Origin of the sequence: Halovulum marinum (assembly GCF_009697225.1) — a bacterium.
GTDB lineage: Bacteria > Pseudomonadota > Alphaproteobacteria > Rhodobacterales > Rhodobacteraceae > Halovulum > Halovulum marinum.
This window is the reverse complement of the sequence record NZ_WIND01000007.1, coordinates 106937-123130: the sequence shown is the minus strand read 5'-3', so window position 1 is coordinate 123130 and position 16194 is coordinate 106937. Positions and strand designations below refer to the sequence as shown.

The 16194-nt window shown below is 72.0% G+C and carries 15 protein-coding genes; 2 read left to right on the top strand and 13 right to left on the bottom strand.

Annotated features, from left to right (window positions below; genetic code table 11):
* Positions 1–17 precede the first annotated feature (17 nt).
* Together GE300_RS11105 and GE300_RS11100 are read right to left on the bottom strand one after the other, a co-directional pair.
* On the bottom strand, positions 18–764 hold the full coding sequence (locus GE300_RS11105; protein WP_154446634.1) for a phosphatase PAP2 family protein: 747 nt from the start codon (positions 762–764) through the stop codon (positions 18–20).
* Positions 765–883: 119 nt separating this feature from the next.
* On the bottom strand, positions 884–1513 hold the full coding sequence (locus GE300_RS11100) for a hypothetical protein (protein ID WP_154446633.1): 630 nt from the start codon (positions 1511–1513) through the stop codon (positions 884–886).
* 214 nt (positions 1514–1727) lie between these two features.
* Between GE300_RS11100 and GE300_RS11095 the strand changes: the two genes are divergently transcribed.
* Positions 1728–2906 (top strand): serine hydrolase domain-containing protein, encoded by a 1179-nt coding sequence (locus tag GE300_RS11095; protein ID WP_154446632.1) that lies wholly within the window; start codon positions 1728–1730, stop codon positions 2904–2906.
* On the opposite strand, the gene GE300_RS11090 is transcribed toward GE300_RS11095, so the two are convergent.
* The 10 genes from GE300_RS11090 to GE300_RS11050 form a co-directional block, all read right to left on the bottom strand.
* Entirely contained in the window at positions 2885–4198 is a 1314-nt protein-coding gene (locus GE300_RS11090; RefSeq protein ID WP_154446631.1) for an amidase, read from the bottom strand. The two genes, GE300_RS11095 and GE300_RS11090, sit on opposite strands and share 22 nt — an antisense overlap.
* An 80-nt stretch (positions 4199–4278) precedes the next feature.
* Positions 4279–4404: a hypothetical protein gene (locus tag GE300_RS23550; RefSeq protein WP_267905435.1), complete on the bottom strand. Its 126-nt coding sequence runs from the start codon at positions 4402–4404 to the stop codon at positions 4279–4281.
* On the bottom strand, positions 4401–5723 hold the full coding sequence (locus GE300_RS11085) for a c-type cytochrome (protein WP_325063197.1): 1323 nt from the start codon (positions 5721–5723) through the stop codon (positions 4401–4403). The genes GE300_RS23550 and GE300_RS11085 overlap by 4 nt, the downstream gene beginning before the upstream one ends.
* A 1-nt stretch (position 5724) precedes the next feature.
* Positions 5725–7053 (bottom strand): formate dehydrogenase subunit gamma, encoded by a 1329-nt coding sequence (locus GE300_RS11080; RefSeq protein ID WP_233416936.1) that lies wholly within the window; start codon positions 7051–7053, stop codon positions 5725–5727.
* A gap of 242 nt (positions 7054–7295) precedes the next feature.
* Positions 7296–7889: a formate dehydrogenase FDH3 subunit beta gene (gene fdh3B, locus GE300_RS11075; protein WP_154446629.1), complete on the bottom strand. Its 594-nt coding sequence runs from the start codon at positions 7887–7889 to the stop codon at positions 7296–7298.
* A gap of 17 nt (positions 7890–7906) precedes the next feature.
* Entirely contained in the window at positions 7907–10909 is a 3003-nt protein-coding gene (locus tag GE300_RS11070; protein WP_154446628.1) for a formate dehydrogenase subunit alpha, read from the bottom strand.
* Between the two features lie 130 nt (positions 10910–11039).
* A complete protein-coding gene (locus GE300_RS11065; RefSeq protein WP_154446627.1) occupies positions 11040–11228 on the bottom strand; it encodes a ubiquinol-cytochrome c reductase iron-sulfur subunit N-terminal domain-containing protein in 189 nt (62 codons plus the stop codon).
* A 58-nt stretch (positions 11229–11286) separates the two neighbouring features.
* On the bottom strand, positions 11287–11898 hold the full coding sequence (locus GE300_RS11060) for a TorD/DmsD family molecular chaperone (protein WP_325063196.1): 612 nt from the start codon (positions 11896–11898) through the stop codon (positions 11287–11289).
* A gap of 101 nt (positions 11899–11999) precedes the next feature.
* Complete coding sequence (locus GE300_RS11055; RefSeq protein ID WP_154446626.1) at positions 12000–12692, bottom strand: DUF3306 domain-containing protein; 693 nt, start codon at positions 12690–12692, stop codon at positions 12000–12002.
* On the bottom strand, positions 12689–13240 hold the full coding sequence (locus tag GE300_RS11050) for a DUF3305 domain-containing protein (RefSeq protein ID WP_233416935.1): 552 nt from the start codon (positions 13238–13240) through the stop codon (positions 12689–12691). The genes GE300_RS11055 and GE300_RS11050 overlap by 4 nt, the downstream gene beginning before the upstream one ends.
* Before the next feature lie 164 nt (positions 13241–13404).
* Here GE300_RS11050 and GE300_RS11045 point away from each other — a divergent pair, with 164 nt between their 5' ends.
* On the top strand, positions 13405–15342 hold the full coding sequence (locus tag GE300_RS11045; protein WP_154446625.1) for a 4Fe-4S binding protein: 1938 nt from the start codon (positions 13405–13407) through the stop codon (positions 15340–15342).
* Positions 15343–15365: 23 nt separating this feature from the next.
* On the opposite strand, the gene GE300_RS11040 is transcribed toward GE300_RS11045, so the two are convergent.
* Entirely contained in the window at positions 15366–16145 is a 780-nt protein-coding gene (locus tag GE300_RS11040) for a hypothetical protein (protein ID WP_154446624.1), read from the bottom strand.
* Positions 16146–16194: the final 49 nt, after the last annotated feature.

Genomic DNA, 16194 nt, shown 5'->3' with positions numbered 1-16194 from the left:
ACGAACTATGTAACAGATCACAAGCCCGTTTCCTCCGGCCGCGGATCATCGTCCTCGTCGCGCTCAGGCTCCAGCGTGCCGCGCCAGTCCAGATAGCGCGCCAGCGCCCAGGCCAGCAGCGCCCAGGCGGCGCCGGCGGTCCAGCCGGCCAGCACGTCGCTGGGCCAGTGCACCCCCAGGTAGACCCGGCTCACGCCGACCAGCACCGTCGCCACCAGCGCCACCGCCAGGATGTAGACCTTGATCCGCCGGTGCGGCTGCGCCCGGGTCAACATCAGCGCCAGCGTCAGATAGGTCATCGCCGCCATCAGCGAATGCCCGCTGGGAAAACTGGCGGTATAGACATAGGAGCCTTGGCTGACCAGGTCAGGCCGCGGCCGGTCGAAGAACTCCTTGAAGCCGGTGCTGACCGCCAGCCCGCCGGCGACCGCGAGCAGCAGGAACAGCGCCGAGCGGCGCTGCCCGCCCAGCCACAGGAACCCGGTCACCGCCGCGACCAGCAGGCTCAGCACCGCGACCCCGCCCAGCGCGGTCCAGTCGCGGGCCATCTCCTCGAGCCAGAGCGGGCCCAGCGGCTCGGCGTTGTCGCCGGGGCTGCGCATCGCCAGCAGCAGCGCCTCGTCGAAGGCGCGGGTCGAGCCCTCGACCACCTCGTCGGCCAGTTCGACGAATGCCCACACCAGCGCGGCCACCACCAGGAACACGCCCAGCATCAGGCGCGGGATGCGGACACCGGCTGTCGGCACGGGGCGGGATCGGTGCATCGGCTTCTCCTCGTGTCGGCCCCCGCGCGGCGGCGACCTGCGCGGCCAGGGCGCGCAAATGTCTCACAACCTGTCGAAGTAAAGGGCAAGGAAGGATTTCGCCGCATCCCGCCGGCCGGCTAGTAGCCGGTGCGGAACAGCAGCACGGCGCCGGCACTGTCCGGCCGGCGCTCCGGCGCGGTGATGCTCCAGACATGGGGAAACGCGCCGAAGCGCAGACCCTCGGCGGTCAGCCAGGCGCGGTCGAACAGCATCCCGCCCTCGTCGGCGAACGCGAACGCCGAGCAGGACCGGCCGGCGACCGAGAACGGCACGTTCGCGCGCCAGCCGCTCAGCCCGCAGCCGGTCCCGTCGAGATCGCCGTTGTAGCGGCGCGCCACCTCGGCGGTGTTCGGCGTCAGGGTGAAGCTGCGCACCCGGTGATCGACGGCAAGGCTGTCGCCTTCGGCCTGCAGCAGGACGATCTCGCCGCGGTAATGCACCTTTATGATCGGCCGGTCGCAGGACGGGGTGGCGAAGACGTGGAACACGGCGTCGATCCGGCCCATGGTGATCTGCGCGCGGGTGATGTAGCCGCGGTCGCCGCTGGGGCTTCGCGTGCAGCCAGACAGCCACTCCCCGTCAAGGGTGTCCTTGTGCGCGGCGTTGGCGGTGGGCAGGCTTGCCTGAACCAACAGCAGCGCCAGTGCCAGCGCCAGGACCATGCCACGGCAGGGGCGAACTGCGGAAAATGGGCGCCAGACGGACATCGGTCGCTCGGACTCCAGTCGGATCGTATTCAAGGGATTACGCGACAAGTGAAATTTCCGGGTGCCGCGCCGTGGCCCCGGCCTGCGCAACCTAGCGCCGCGCCGCGCCGGTGTCGAGCCGGCGCCGCCGGCGGCGCAACCCGCGCTTGCGTCGCGGCGTGGTTTCCGCAAGTCTGGGCGGCGGGGAACATGCGAAGGAAGGAAGGTGGGGCCGATGCGCCGGTGGACCAAGCGCTTGCTGGCGATGGTCCTCGCGTCGTTGCTGCTGGCCGGCGGCGCGGCGGCCTGGAAGCACGAGCAGCTGATCCGCCTGGCCGCCGTCAACACGCTGTTCGACGCGGACCGGATCGTCGCCAATTTCAGCGCCATGGAAACCATGTTCGGCTCGGTCGCGCTGGACCGCGGCCGCGGCCCGCCCAGCGCGCTGCCCGAGGGCCAGCGGATCGCGCTGCCGGTCGGCGCCGAGGCCTGGGCGGCGGCGCGGCAGGTGACCTCGCTGCTGGTGCTGCACGACGGCCGGATCGTGTTCGAGGACTACTATCACGGCACCGGGCCCGAGGATCTGCGCATCGCCTGGTCGGTGTCGAAAAGCTGGCTGTCGGCGCTGACCGGGATCCTGATCGCCGAGGGTGCGCTGGCGCTGGACGACCCGCTGGAGCGGCATGCGCCGGCGCTGGCGGGGTCGGCCTACGCCGGGGTGACGGTGCGCGACGTGCTGACGATGACCAGCGGCGTGCGCTTCGACGAGGACTATCTGGACTTCTGGTCGGACGTCAACCGCATGGGCCGGGTGCTGGCGCTGGGCGGCTCGATGGACGAATTCGTCGCCGGGCTGACCGAGCGCACCGGCCCGCCGGGCCGCACCTGGGCCTATGTCTCGACCGACAGCCACGCGCTGGCGATGGCGCTGCGCGGCGCCACCGGCCGGTCGCTGCCCGAACTGATGTCGGACAGGCTGGTCCGGCCGCTGGGGCTCGCGCGCGCGCCGGGCTACCTGACCGACGGCCACGGCGTCGCGTTCGCGCTGGGCGGGCTGTGCCTGACCACCCGCGACCAGGCCCGCTTCGCGCAGATGATGCTGCAGGAGGGCCGCTGGCAGGGCCGGCAGATCGTGCCGCGTGACTGGGCACGGGCCGCGACCGCGCCGCAGGCGCCGGTGCCCGACGGCGCCAAGGGCTACGGGCTGCAGTGGTGGTTGCCCGCCGACGCCCAGGACGGCGAGTTCCTGGCCGAGGGCGTCTACGGGCAGTACCTCTACGTCGACCGCGCGCGCGGGGTGGTGGTGGTGATGACCGCCGCCGACCGCGGCTTCCGCGGCACCGGCGTCGACGCCGGCAACATCGCCATGTTCCGGCAGATCGCTACCGCGGCTCAACCGATCAGCGCCCCGTAGAGCCGCTGCGCGGTGGCAAGCAGGCGCGCGTCCTCGCCGCGCCGCCCGACCAGTTGCGCGCCCAGCGGCAGCCCGTTCGCCGCGGTCAGCACCGGGATGGTGATCGCCGGGCTGCCGGTCAGCGTCCACAGCCCGTTGAAGATCGAATCCCCGGTCGAGCCCAGCCCCTGCGGCGCCGCGCCCAGCGTCGCCGGCGTCAGGATCGCATCGTACGCGTCCCAGATCGGCGCCGCCGCCGCGTGCAGCCGGTCGCGCCAGCCCAGCGCGGCGATGTAGTCGGGCGCCGCGACGGCGTCGCCCTCGGCGATGGCGGCGCGCATCATCCCGGACAGCTGCGCCGGGTCGCGTTCGGTGTAGCGGCGGAAGCAGGCGGCCATCTCGGCGTTGTTGATGCGGGCGCGGATCCTGGCGGCCTGTTCGAAATCCACCGGCAGCGCGATCTCGGCCGCGCCCAGGCGCTGCGCCAGCGCCTCGACCGCGGCGCGGTTGTCCGGGTCCGCGTCGGCCCAGCGCGGCGGACGCACGAAGGCCAGCCTCGGCATCGCGCCGGGCGTCTGCGCGGCGGCCAGCAGCCGCGGGTGCGGGCGCGGCGCGGTGAACCGGTCGCCGGGGTCGTGGCCGAACAGCGCCTCGGCCAGCAGCGCGGCGCAGGCCGGGGTGCGCCCGAAGGTGCCGAGCGTGTCGAGCATCGGCGACTGCTCCAGCACGCCGGTCCGCGGGATCGCGCCGAAGCTGGGCTTGAAGCCGGTGACGCCGCAGAACGCCGCCGGGCGCACCATCGAGCCGCCGGTCTGGGTGCCGACCGCCAGCGGCACCATCCCCGCCGCCACCGCCGCCGCCGAGCCCGAGGACGACCCGCCGGGGGTGTGCGCCGGGTTCGCCGGGTTGCGGGTCTTGCCCGGGTGCAGGAACGCCAGTTCGGTGGTCACGGTCTTGCCCATCACGATCGCGCCCTCGGCCTTCAGCCGCGCGGTGATCCAGGCGTCGCGTTCCGGCACCCGGCCGGCGTCCAGCGGCGTGCCGTTGCCGGTCGGGATCCCGGCGGTGTCGATCACGTCCTTCAGCCCCACCGGCAGCCCGTGCAGCGCGCCCAGCGGCTTGCCGTCCGCGCGGTGCCGGTCGGCGGCGCGGGCCTGGGCGCGGACATGCCCGGGATCGATCCAGGCCCAGGCCTGCACCCGCTGCTCCTGCGCGGCGATGGCGTCCAGGCAGCGCTCGGCCAGATCGGCGGCGGTCAGCTCGCCGCGCGCCAGGCGGTCGCGCAAGGCGGGGGTGTCGGTGATGTCGGTCATGGGAATTCCTGGTCGCTGGAAAAATGGTGCCGGCGACCGCCGGGGCCCGGCGGCATCGGTGACGGCAGGTGTCGGGCGGGTCAGCCCAGGCGGACGGCGTCCCCCGAGGTGCGCTCGGGCGTCGAGAAGCCGGCGCGGTCGAGGCCGTAGGACGCGGCGACGGCGATCAGGGCGATGGCGACGAAGGCGGCAAGCATGGCTTTCATGGGCGGGATCTTTCCGGATCGGTGGCAGTCCTGAGGTATTCTATCAGATCGGCGCGGTCCTGCGCGCCGGCGATGCGCTGCATCGGCATCTTGGTGCCGGGAACATAGTGGTCCGGGCCCTCGTCGAACAGCGCGTCGATGGTCTCGTCGGTCCAGGTGATGCCGATGTCGCGCAGCGCCGGCGAATAGGAATAGCCGGGCACGCTGCCCGCGGGCCGGCCGAACAGGTTTTCCAGCGTCGGCCCGGCGCGCCGCGCGCCGTCGCCGGTCAGCGTGTGACAGACCGAGCACTTGCGCGCGAACTGCCGCTCGCCGTTGGTCATCGTCGCCGGGTCGCGCAGGAAGCTGCGCTCGCCCGCGCCCAGCACGGCGTCGGCCCCGGACAGCCCGTCGAGCGGCCACAGATAGGCGGTGTCCGAGATCCCGGCGGCGGCGATGGCGTCGCCCGCGGCGGCCCAGGCCAGCGCCCAGACCGGGCCGCGGGTGGCGGCGCGGAAATCGCGCGCCAGCGACCAGTCGTCGGTGTCCAGCACCATGATGTAGCCCTCGCCGTCGCCCACCGCCAGCATGTCGCCGGCGGGCGGCACCGCCATCGCCAGGATCGGCCGGCGGTCGAGGGTGAAATCGCCGATCTCGGCGCCGGTCTCGGGGTCGATCACCCTGGTGCCGCCGTCGACCGCGCCATAGGCCAGCCAGGCGTCGCCGGGACCGAGCTCGAGCGTGTTCACCCCGAAGCCGTGCGCGATCACGGTGCGCAGCTCGGCCCCGGTGGCGGCGTCCCATTCGCGGATCGTGCCGTCGGCCGCGGCCGAGAACAGCCGCGCGCCGTCGGCCGAGAAGGCGACGTCGTTGACCGCGCCCTGGTGCCCGTCCAGAAAGCGCGGCGGCCCGGCCCCGCCCTGCCCGTCGAGCGGCCACAGTCCCAGCGTGCCGTCCCAGCTGGCCGAGGCCAGCAGCCCGCCATCCGGCGCCAGGGCCAGCGCCACGACCTTGCCCTCGTGCCCCGGCAGCGCGGTGCTGTCGCCGGTGGCGAGGTCCCAGATCCGCACGTCGAAATCGTCGCCGCCCGAGGCGGCGCGGCCCGCGCCCAGCCAGATCACCGCGTTCACCGCCGCGCGGTGACCCTCCAGCCAGGTCGGCGCGCCGTCGCGCCAGTAGCCGACCGAATAGTCGAAACTGGCGGTCAGCGCGGTGCCGTCGCCGTTGAGCGCGATCGCCCGCACCGGCCCGCCATGCCCCTGCAGCGCGGCATATTCCGCCGCCCGCGCCGGCAGCGCGGCCAGCAGCAGGGCGGCGGCGATGGCCGGACGCGCGCCCACGTCACTCCGCCGGGGCTGGCGGGACCGGGCGGGCGTCGGGGCCAGACTGCCGCTTCTCGACCTCCTCGACCCAGAGGTTGTGGTGCTCGACCGCCCAGTTCCGGTCGACCTGCCCCGAGCCCATGGCGTCGAACGCGCCCTCCATGCCGATGGTGCCGATGTAGATGTGCGCCAGTACCACCGCCATCATCGCGAAACCGACGACCGCGTGCCACAGCTGCGCGTACTGCATCTCCTGGTGCGGGGCCAGGTCGGTGGCCAGCGGCTGCAGTCCGACCCAGCCGGGCGCGCCGACCGCGTTCAGCTTGTCGAAGGTCGGCGCGAACAGGTTCAGCTCGAACGGGAACAGCAGCGACAGCCCCGAGGCCGAGACCGAGACCCCCAGCACGATCACCGCCCAGAAGATCATCTTCTGCCCGGCGTTGAACTTCTTCGCCGGCGGGTGCGACTTGTTGAAGATGCCGCCGCCCTTGGCCATCCACTTCAGGTCGTACTTGTTGGGAATGTTGTGCAGCACCCAGAACAGGAACACCAGGAGCAGCCCCAGCATGAACGCCCAGCTGACGTTGTTGTGCGTCCACTTCGACCAGACGGCAAGCGTGGCATAGGCCTCCTTGCCCATCAGCGGGATCAGCCCGACGCGGCCGAACAGGGTGATCAGCCCGGTGAACGCCAGCAGCAGGAAGCTGCCCGCCAGCAGCCAGTGCGCGAAGCGTTCGATGAAGGTGAAGCGCAGGATGGTGATGCCGGACTTGCCGGCATCGATGCGGATCCGGCCGCGAAGCAGGAAGAACAGCGCCAGCACGCCGATCACCCCCAGCAGGCCGTAGCCGCCCCAGGTCGCCAGCGGGCCGCGGCGGAACTCCAGCCACCATATGCCGCTGTCCTGCACCAGCACGTTGTCCCCGGGTCCGCGCGACGACACCGTGACATCGGCGCTGCCGTAGCGCAGGGCGCGGTATAAGTCGGCGTCCGAGGCGCCGCCCAGCGTGCCCAGCGGGTCGGTCGGCGGCATCGCCGCGTCCGGGTCGCCGGTGGCCTGCCGCCGGAAGCTGTCGTCGATCTTCTCGCCGCGCTGGCGGCGCAGGATGTCCTCGAGCGTCTGCGCACCGCCGGTGGCGGCGCGGTCGGCGGGCTGGCCGCCGTCGGGGCCAAGCTGCCCGGCGGCCGGATCCAGGTCGGCCGGCGCGTCCGGCGCCGGCGCCTCCTGCGCGGGGCCGGTTTCCTGCAGCGTCGCGTCGGACGCGGTCTGCGCGCCCGCGGGCGGACCGCCGGCCACAAGAACGGCGGCAAGCATGGCGGCGAAAGCGGTGCCGATGCGTCTCGACATGGGTAAAGACCTCCTTGCTGGTCGCGCGCGGGGCGGTGTTTCCGCGGCAGCATTATCCAATCGGGGGGCGGGGTCGAGCGCCATCGCCGGTCTGCCGCGCCCGCCGCGCCGACGCCCGGACGGCGGCGGGCCGACGGCGCGCATTGCGGCGCACGCACATGCCGACGCCCCGAAGGCAAGCGCCCGGCCCCCTTGCAGAGGCCGGGCCTGATCGGAAGGGCCGCGCGGACGCGGCCGGGCGGTCAGCCGCCCTTCTGGTCGTAGGCGGTGCCCCAGCCCCAGGCGCCGGAGCCGAACCCGCGGGCGACGACGCGCTCGCGGTAGATGTTCGACACCACGTCGCCGTCGCCGGCCAGCAGCGCCTTGGTCGAGCACATCTCGGCGCAGATCGGCAGCTTGCCCTCGGCGATCCGGTTGCGGCCGTATTTCGAGAACTCGGCGTTGGAGTTGTTCTCTTCCGGGCCGCCGTTGCAGAAGGTGCACTTGTCCATCTTGCCGCGGGAACCGAAGTTGCCGGCCTGCGGGTACTGCGGCGCGCCGAACGGGCACGCGTAGAAACAGTAGCCGCAGCCGATGCACAGGTCCTTGGAGTGCAGCACCACGCCGTCCTCGGTCTGGTAGAAGACGTCCACCGGGCAGACGGCCATGCACGGCGCGTCCGAGCAGTGCATGCAGGCGACCGAGATCGAGCGCTCGCCCGGCTTGCCGTCCTGGATCGTCACCACGCGGCGCCGGTTGATGCCCCAGGGTACCTCGTTTTCGTTCTTGCAGGCGGTGACGCAGGCGTTGCACTCGATGCAGCGCTCGGCGTCGACGAGAAACTTCGCTCTTGCCATTTTTTCTCTCCTCGTCCTTACGCCACCGAAATCCGGCAGAGCGTAGCTTTGGTTTCCTGCATCTGGGTGACGCTGTCATAGCCGTAGGTCTGCGCGGTGTTCGAACTTTCGCCCAGCACATACGGGTCGGCCCCCTTCGGGTACATCGACCGCCGGTCCTCGCCCTGCCAGTGGCCGCCGAAGTGGAACGGCATGAAGGCGACGCCGGACGCGACCCGCTCGGTGATCATCGCCATTACCTTGACCTTGCCGCCCTCGGGGCCCTCGACCCAGACCTGCGCGCCGTCGCGGACGCCCAGGTTGTTGGCGTCGCGCGTGTTGATCTCGACGAACATGTCCTGCTGCAGCTCGGCCAGCCAGCGGTTCGACCGGCTTTCGTCGCCGCCGCCCTCGTACTCGACCAGACGCCCCGAGGTCAGGATGATCGGGAAATCCTTGCTGAAGTCCTGCTTCTGGATCGAGGCGTAGAGCGTCGGCACCCGCCAGAACTTCTTGTCCTCGTAGGTCGGATAATCCGCCACCAGGTCGCGGCGGTTGGAGTACAGCGGCTCGCGGTGCAGCGGCACCGGATCGGGGAAGGTCCACACCACCGCGCGGGCCTTGGCGTTGCCGAAGGGCGCGCACTCGTGCTTGATCGCGACCCGCTGGATGCCGCCCGACAGGTCGGTCTTCCAGTTCACGCCGCCCACCTTCTCGGCGTAGTCCGAGGGGTACGGCCCCTGCTGCGACTGCTCGCCGACCTCGGTGCTCTGCTGGCCCTCTCCGCTGCTTTCGCTCGCTTCCTGACGGATGTAGCCCGCGACCTTCTCGATCGAGGCGCGTTCCTCGTCGGTCAGATCGCCATCCCAGCCCAGGTCCATCAGCATCTGCATGGTGAACTCGGGATAGCCGTCCTGGATCTCGGAGTTCGCTGAGGCGACGCCCTCGGCCAGCAGGTTCTGGCCGTCGCGCTCGACCCCGAAGCGGGCGCGGAAGGTCAGCCCGCCCTCGGACACCGGCAGCGACATGTCGTAGAGGTTGGCGGTGCCGGGATGCTTCATCTCGGCGGTGCCCCAGCACGGCCACGGCATGCCGTAGTAGTCGCCGTCGGCCGGGCCTCCGATCGCACGCAGCGTGGTCTTGTCGAAGGTGTGCTGGTTCTCCATGTGCAACTTCATCCGCTCCGGCGACTGGCCGGTATAGCCGATGGTCCACATGCCGCGGTTGTATTCGCGGGTGATGTCCTCGACCGAGGGCTCGTCGCCCTCGATGGCGATGTTGCGGAACATCCGGTCGGCAAAGCCGAACTTGTCCGCGAACAGCTTCATGATCGTCTGGTCGGGCAGGCACTCGAACAGCGGCGCGACCACCTGCTCGCGCCACTGCAGCGAACGGTTCGACGCGGTGACCGAGCCGCGGGTCTCGAACTGGGTCGCCGCCGGCAGCAGGTACACGCCGTCGGTGCGGTCCTGCATGATCGCCGAGACCGTCGGGTACGGATCGACCACGACCAGCAGGTCGAGCTTCTCCATCGCCGTCTTCATCTCGGGCAGCCGGGTCTGCGAGTTCGGCGCGTGGCCCCAGAACACCATCGCCCGGGTGTTGTCGGGCTGGTCCAGGTTCTCCTTGTCCTCGAGCACGCCGTCGATCCAGCGCGACACCGGGATCCCGGTCTCGTTGATCATCATCCGGTCGGCGCCGTCGGCCCCGGCCTTCTCCATCACCGCGAACCGGCCGCGGAGCCAGTCCAGGTCCTCTTCCCAGACGCGGGCCCAGTGCGCCCACGAGCCGTCCGCCAGCCCGTAATAGCCGGGCAGCGTGTCGGCCAGCACGCCCAGGTCGGTCGCGCCCTGCACGTTGTCATGGCCGCGGAAGATGTTGGTGCCGCCGCCCGAGGTGCCCATGTTGCCCAGCGCAAGCTGCAGGATGCAGTAGGCGCGGGTGTTGTTGTTGCCGTTGGTGTGCTGGGTGCCGCCCATGCACCAGATCACGGTGCCGGGGCGGTTGTTGGCCAGCGTGCGCGCCACGCGCTTGAGCTGGCTTTCCGGCACGCCGGTGACGCGCTCGACCTCGTCCGGGGCCCATTTCGCGACCTCGTCGCGGACCTGATCCATGCCCCAGACGCGGGTGCGGATGAATTCCTTGTCCTCCCACCCGTTGTCGAAGATGTGCCACAGGATGCCCCAGATCAGCGCCACGTCGCTGCCGGGCCGGAAGCGGACGTATTCGTCGGCATGGGCCGCGGTGCGGGTGAAGCGCGGATCGCACACGATCAACGGCGCGTTGTTCTGCTCCTTGGCGCGCAGCAGGTGCAGCAGGCTGACCGGGTGCGCCTCGGCCGGGTTGCCGCCGATCAGGAAGATCGCCTGGGAATTGTGGATGTCGTTGTAGGAGTTGGTCATGGCGCCGTAGCCCCATGTGTTCGCTACCCCGGCAACCGTGGTCGAGTGGCAGATCCGCGCCTGGTGGTCGACGTTGTTGGTGCCCCAGTAGGCGGCGAACTTGCGGAACAGGTAGGCCTGCTCGTTGGAATGCTTGGCCGAGCCCAGCCAGTAGACGCTGTCAGGCCCGCTTTCATCGCGGATCTGGAGCATCTTGTCGCCGATCTCGTTGATCGCCTGCTCCCAGCTGATCCGCACCCAGTCGCCGCCCTGCTTCTTCATCGGGTAGCGCAGCCGCCGCTCGCCGTGGGCATGCTCGCGCACCGAGGCGCCCTTGGCGCAGTGTGCGCCCAGGTTGAACGGGCTGTCCCAGCCGGGCTCCTGGCCGACCCACACGCCGTTGTCGACCTCGGCGATCACCGTGCAGCCGACCGAGCAGTGCGTGCAGACCGACTTGCGGGTCTCGATCGCGCCCTGCACGGCCTCCTGTGCGGTGGCGCGGGTCACGGTGCCGCCGGTGGCGCCGATCGCGGCCAGCCCGCCGATCGCCAGACCCGAGCCGCGCAGGAAGGCGCGGCGGTCCACGGTCGCGTTGGCGGCCCCGGCGATCAGTCCGCGGGCGGGGCGGCGGGCGGTCCCGTTCGTCTTTTTCCTCAGCATCTCGTTTCTCCTTGCTGGGTCCGGAGCGGTCTCCGGCCTTGCTGGGTCAGGACCGCGCGCCCCTGGCGGGGCCGGGCGGCAGGCTGGATCTGGCCGCCGTCCCGTTGCCGGGCCGGGCGGCAGGCGCCGGTCAGAACCGGGCGGTCTCGAAATAGGCGCGGGTGTGCGGCGTGTCGCGCAGCCCGTCGCCCCCGCCCTGCTCGCTTGCCGCCTCGGCCGCCTGCGGCGCGGCGACGACCGCCACGGCCGCGGCAGGCGCCGAGACCGAGGCGAGTTTCAGGAAGTCGCGGCGGCTGGCGCCCTTGTCGTCTTTTGCCATCACTCTCTCTCCCTTCCGTTCTGTCCGCCGGCGGATGCCGGCCGCGCCCGATGCGCGCTCATTCGGTCACCATCATCCGGAACGCCTGCTTCTCGATCTCGACGAAGGCGGCGCCCATCGCGCCCACCGGCGCATAGAACACCGAGGCGTCCGCCGCCTCGAGATCGGTGAAGAAATGGCCCGCCCACGGGCCGATGTGCCGGTTGAAGAACTCGCGCTGCGCGTCCAGCGGCGCCGGCGCGCCGAACCGGCCCAGGATCATCCCGGCCATCATCTCGCACAGGCTGGCGATGTTGTCCTCGGGCTCGAACACCGTCGGCGCGCGGCTGATGCCGCGGGCGCGCATGTCGTTGCGCAGCACCGCCAGCGGCTTTTCGTTCAGGAACCCGGTCAGATAGAAGCTGGCATAGGGCAGCAACTCGCCCCGGCCGAGGCCGATGAACAGCGCGTTGAACTCGCGCTCGGCGCCCTTGGGGTTGCTGGCCTGCGCGACGCGCGCCAGCGCCCCGACGGCCTGCCCCAGCGGCGTCGCGTCGCCGATCAGCCCGCCGCAGTGCCGCAGCAGGGCCGCGTCCGGCGGCCGCGCCAGCAGCGTGCCGATGAAATCGTACAGATCCGCCCGCAGGCGATCTTCATCCGCGATGTCGGGTCTATCGGCAAGCGCCGACACTTGAAACCTCCACCGCCCCGGCGGGGCGTCCTCCCAGCGTCACCGATTTTTCGTTCATGGGTGACTTGAACAGGATGTTGCACCCGAACAGGGGCGTCTGTCTAGCCATTAAACGAGAATGTTATCCGCCGCTTGCGAGGCAAAGGCGAACCGTCTTCCGGCGTTTCGCCCCACGCGGGGTCCTCGGGCGCCCCCGAATCCCGGCCCGGCTGACCGGCGGCTGTCGGGTCCGGGTCCGCAGGTTTCGCCGATGCCTGGTGCGGCACCGGATCGGGGGCCGGGTCGGCAGCCGGGTCGGAAGCAGGGCCGGCGGTCAGTGCGGATGCCGGGCCGGGGTCCGCGTCGGCCGCGCCCGTCGGCGCATCCGCCCCGGGCGCGTCCGCGGGGGCCGCCTCCGCCGCCAGCGCCTCGACATGGCGCAGCAGGCCGCGGCCGACGCGGTAGGCGGTGCGCAGGTTGGGCGCGTCGGTCGCCGCGGCGGTGTAGTCGGCGTCGTAGTCGTTCAGCCCGTCGAGATTGGCCAGCACCGGGTTGCTGCGCCACAGCCGCCGCAGCGCCCGGCGGCGCAGGCGTTCGGGCACCACGTCGCGCAGGAACGCGGCGAAGTCGTCGCCCGGCTGCAGCGTGTCCGGGTCCGGCAGATCAAGCCGCTCCAGCACCTGCTCGTCGGGCAGCGCCTCCAGCTCGGCGCGGCCGGCCTCGACCTCGGCCTGCTGCTCCTTGCGGGCCTCGGCTTCCTGCTCGGCCTGCACCGCGGCGCGGCGGCGCGACCAGAAATCGCGGTCGCCGCTCATCGCGCGCCCCTGCCGCCGCGCGGCGCGCGGTAGACGTCGCTGTCCTGGGCGATGCGCGGATCGCCCCTGCCGTCCTCCTTCAGGTCCACCCGATGGCGGTCGCGGCGGCGCTTGACGAACGGCTCGGGCGCATGGTGCGCGCGCAGGAAGTCATCGACCCAGGCCAGCAGGCCCGGCGGCATCGGCACCGGATCGACCACCAGCTCGCCGCTGTCCAGCTCGTCCTGCGCCTGGTAGGCGGAAACCGTGGCGCGCAGCACCCGCGGCCGCGCCTCGCCGCGCGCCGGCTCGAACACCACCGCGACCGACGGCACGCCCGCGGCCAGCGCCTCGGCATAGGCCTCGGTGTCGGTGCGGAACAGCTCCAGCGGCACGGTGGCGGCGTGGAAGTCGACGGTCTCGCCCTCGCGCCGCAGCTCGGTCCAGGCGGCCGGGCCGGCGCCGGGCAGCACGTCCACCGCCTGCCAGGACCAGCGCGCCCAGCGCGTCACGCCCGGGCGGCGGCGCAGCACGATGCCCAGCGGCATCAGGGCCTGGGGATCTGGCATGGCGGTCTCCCTTGCGGCGCTGGGGCCGCGCCTTAGGTGGTCTTTCGCATCAGCCTATGCACATTCCGCGCGGCGCGCAAAGCCCCCCGCGGGACTTGCCGCCGCCGCGCGAACGTGCTGATCTTGGCGCCCGGGCGGCCCGGTGCCGCCCGACGGGAGGAAACATGGCCGAAAAGCTGCTGCTGTGCGATTGCGAGGGATCGCAGGCAATCGACCGCGACCGGATCGCGGACGCCACCGGGATGACCTGCAGCCGGGTGCACACGGCATTGTGTACGCGCGAGTTGGGCACCGCCGCCGAGGCGCTGAAGGCTGGCGGCTGCCGCATCGCCTGCGGCCAGGAGCAGGCGGTGTTCCAGGACCTGGCCGACGAGCTTGGCGTCGACGCCCCCGGCTTCGTCGACCTGCGCGACCGCGCCGGCTGGACCGACGACGCCGACGCCGCGCCGAAGATGGCCGCGCTGGTCGCCGAGGCGGCGATGGCCCCGGTCCCGGTACGCACGCTGGACGTGGTCTCGGGCGGCATGTGCATCGTCATCGGCCGCGCCGAGGTGGCGCTGCCCGCCGCCGAGCGGCTGGCGCAGACGCTGACCGTCACCGCGCTGCTGCCCGAGGGCGACGAGCTGCCGCTGAGCCGCGCGTTCGACGCGGTGACGGGCACGCTGCGAAAGGCCGAGGGCTCGCTGGGCCGGTTCCGGCTGCAGATCGATGCGCTGCGGCAGCTGCGGCCCGGCGGGCGCGGCGGCTTCGCGCTGAGCGCGCCGCGCGACGGCGGCGCCGCCGAGTGCGACGTTCTTCTCGATCTGTCGGGCGGCACGCCGCTGTTCCCGGCGGACCACAAGCGCGACGGCTATCTGCGCGCCGATCCCGGCGATCCGCTGGCGGTGGCCGCGGCGGTGCACGAGGCCTCGCACATGATCGGCACCTTCGAGAAGCCGCTCTATGTGACGCTCGAGGAGCATCTGTGCGCGCATTCGCGGGCGCGGCAGACCGGCTGCACCCGCTGCCTGGACGCCTGCCCGACCGGCGCGATCCGCCCCGACGGCGATCACGTCGCCGTCGATCCGCTGATCTGCGCCGGCTGCGGCGCCTGCTCGGCGCTGTGCCCGTCGGGGGCGATCAGCTACGACGCGCCGTCGCCGCAGACCCTGTTCACGCGGATGCGCAAGCTGGCCGCGACCTATGCCAAGGCCGGCGGCGGCACGCCGCGCCTGCTGGTTCATGATGCCGAGCACGGCGCCGAGATGATCCGGCTGGGCGCGCGCTTCGGCCGCGGCCTGCCCGCCGACGTGATCCCGCTGGAGCTTGAGACGATTTCCGGCTTCGGCCACGCCGAGGTGCTGGCGGCGCTGGCCAGCGGCTTCGGCGCGGTGGACATCCTGCTTGCGCCGCGCACCGAGCGCACGGCGCTGGACCACGAGGCGGCGCTGACCCGGGCGCTGCTGGACGGCGCGCCGCTGCGCCTGCTCGATCCGGCCGATCCGGACGCGCTGAGCGACGCGCTTTACGGGCGCACGGCCGAGCGGCTGGCCGAGCCGGTGCTGGTGATGGGCGCGCGGCGGCAGGTCACCCGGACCGCGGTCAAGGCCCTGCGCGGCGCGGTCGAGCAGCCGATCCCGCTGCCCGCCGGCGCGCCCTACGGCGCGGTGCTGGTCGACCTCGACGCCTGCACGCTGTGCCTGTCCTGCGCCGGGCTGTGCCCGTCCGGGGCGCTGGGCGACAACCCGGACAGCCCGCAGTTGCTGTTCCAGGAGGACGCCTGCCTGCAGTGCGGCATCTGCGCCAACGTCTGCCCCGAGGACGCGATCACGCTGGAGCCGCGCTTCGACACCTCGGACGCGGCGCTGCGCCAACGCGTGCTGAAGGAGGAAGAGCCCTACGCCTGCGTCGAATGCGGCAAGCTTTTCGGCGTGAAGTCCACCATCGAGCGCATCGTCGCGCAGCTCGAGGGCAAGCACCCGATGTTCGCCGACAGCGACAAGGGCCGGATGATCCGCATGTGCGACGACTGCCGGGTCAACGCGCAGTACCATTCCGAGAACAACCCGTTCGCCGGGCCGGCGCGCCCCAAGGTGCGCACCACCGACGACTACCTGAACTGAACCGGGGGAACTCCCCGCGCCGGCTACTGGGCGCGCACCGGCGCGCCCAGATCCTTCGGCGCGATCGCCGAGACATAGGCCAGGATCGCCTCGAGATCGTCGAGCGTCATCTCGACCGGCACGATCGGCGACGGCCGGCGGATGTCAAACGGCGGCGTGACTTCCGCGACCTGGGTGAAGGCCGGGTGCGGGTTCAGCGCGTAGAACGACTCGAACCGGTTCTGCCAGTCGGCGATCGCGCGCAGCGCGCCGAACGACGGGGTGGAGCCGATGCCCTTCATCCGGTTGGCCTCGCCCACGACGTGGCAGCGCCCGCACAGCGACAGCGACAGCCGCTCGCCCAGCGCGGCGTTGCCGTCGAGCGGCGCCTCGGCAACCTCATCCGCCGCGTCCGCCGAGGCGACGTAGACGGCGCCGTCCCGAAAGCTGTCGATGGTGCGCTGGCCGATGTCCGACAGCAGCCAGTCGACGAAACGGCCGGCGTTGCTGCCCTTCGCGCCGTCGCCGGCGACGCGCCAGACGGTGTCGCCGGCGGCCTCGTGAAACGCGCGCCGGGTCTTGCGTTCCGCCGCGCCCGCGCCGATGGTGGCCGCCGGGGTCAGGACCACATCGGCGTCGCCGGCGTCGGGCTGGACCTCGATCCGGATGCCGGTCTTGAGGGAGAACCGCGGCAGCAGAAAGCCAAGCAACCCGCCATCGGCCAGCGCCCGCGGCGCGGCCAGGGTGATCTGGCGGTCCTGGGCACGCACAGCGGCGGCGGCAAGCGCCAGCGCCAGGACCAGGGCGGCGATCCAACGGGTCATGCGCGGCTCCTTCCATCGCGCCGGCAGATGAACGAGGGTACGCAGGCCG

Bases quoted from the DNA above. Each gene is read 5' to 3' on its own strand.
- GE300_RS11090 (WP_154446631.1), bottom strand. From the start codon at position 4,198: ATGACCGACATCACCGACACCCCCGCCTTGCGCGACCGCCTGGCGCGC.
- GE300_RS11065 (WP_154446627.1), bottom strand. From the start codon at position 11,228: ATGGCAAAAGACGACAAGGGCGCCAGCCGCCGCGACTTCCTGAAACTC.
- GE300_RS11095 (WP_154446632.1), top strand. From the start codon at position 1,728: ATGCGCCGGTGGACCAAGCGCTTGCTGGCGATGGTCCTCGCGTCGTTG.
- GE300_RS11055 (WP_154446626.1), bottom strand. From the start codon at position 12,692: ATGAGCGGCGACCGCGATTTCTGGTCGCGCCGCCGCGCCGCGGTGCAG.
- GE300_RS11050 (WP_233416935.1), bottom strand. From the start codon at position 13,240: ATGCCAGATCCCCAGGCCCTGATGCCGCTGGGCATCGTGCTGCGCCGC.
- GE300_RS11040 (WP_154446624.1), bottom strand. From the start codon at position 16,145: ATGACCCGTTGGATCGCCGCCCTGGTCCTGGCGCTGGCGCTTGCCGCC.
- GE300_RS11045 (WP_154446625.1), top strand. From the start codon at position 13,405: ATGGCCGAAAAGCTGCTGCTGTGCGATTGCGAGGGATCGCAGGCAATC.
- GE300_RS11105 (WP_154446634.1), bottom strand. From the start codon at position 764: ATGCACCGATCCCGCCCCGTGCCGACAGCCGGTGTCCGCATCCCGCGC.
- GE300_RS11080 (WP_233416936.1), bottom strand. From the start codon at position 7,053: ATGTCGAGACGCATCGGCACCGCTTTCGCCGCCATGCTTGCCGCCGTT.
- fdh3B (WP_154446629.1), bottom strand. From the start codon at position 7,889: ATGGCAAGAGCGAAGTTTCTCGTCGACGCCGAGCGCTGCATCGAGTGC.
- GE300_RS11100 (WP_154446633.1), bottom strand. From the start codon at position 1,513: ATGTCCGTCTGGCGCCCATTTTCCGCAGTTCGCCCCTGCCGTGGCATG.
- GE300_RS23550 (WP_267905435.1), bottom strand. From the start codon at position 4,404: ATGAAAGCCATGCTTGCCGCCTTCGTCGCCATCGCCCTGATCGCCGTC.
- GE300_RS11070 (WP_154446628.1), bottom strand. From the start codon at position 10,909: ATGCTGAGGAAAAAGACGAACGGGACCGCCCGCCGCCCCGCCCGCGGA.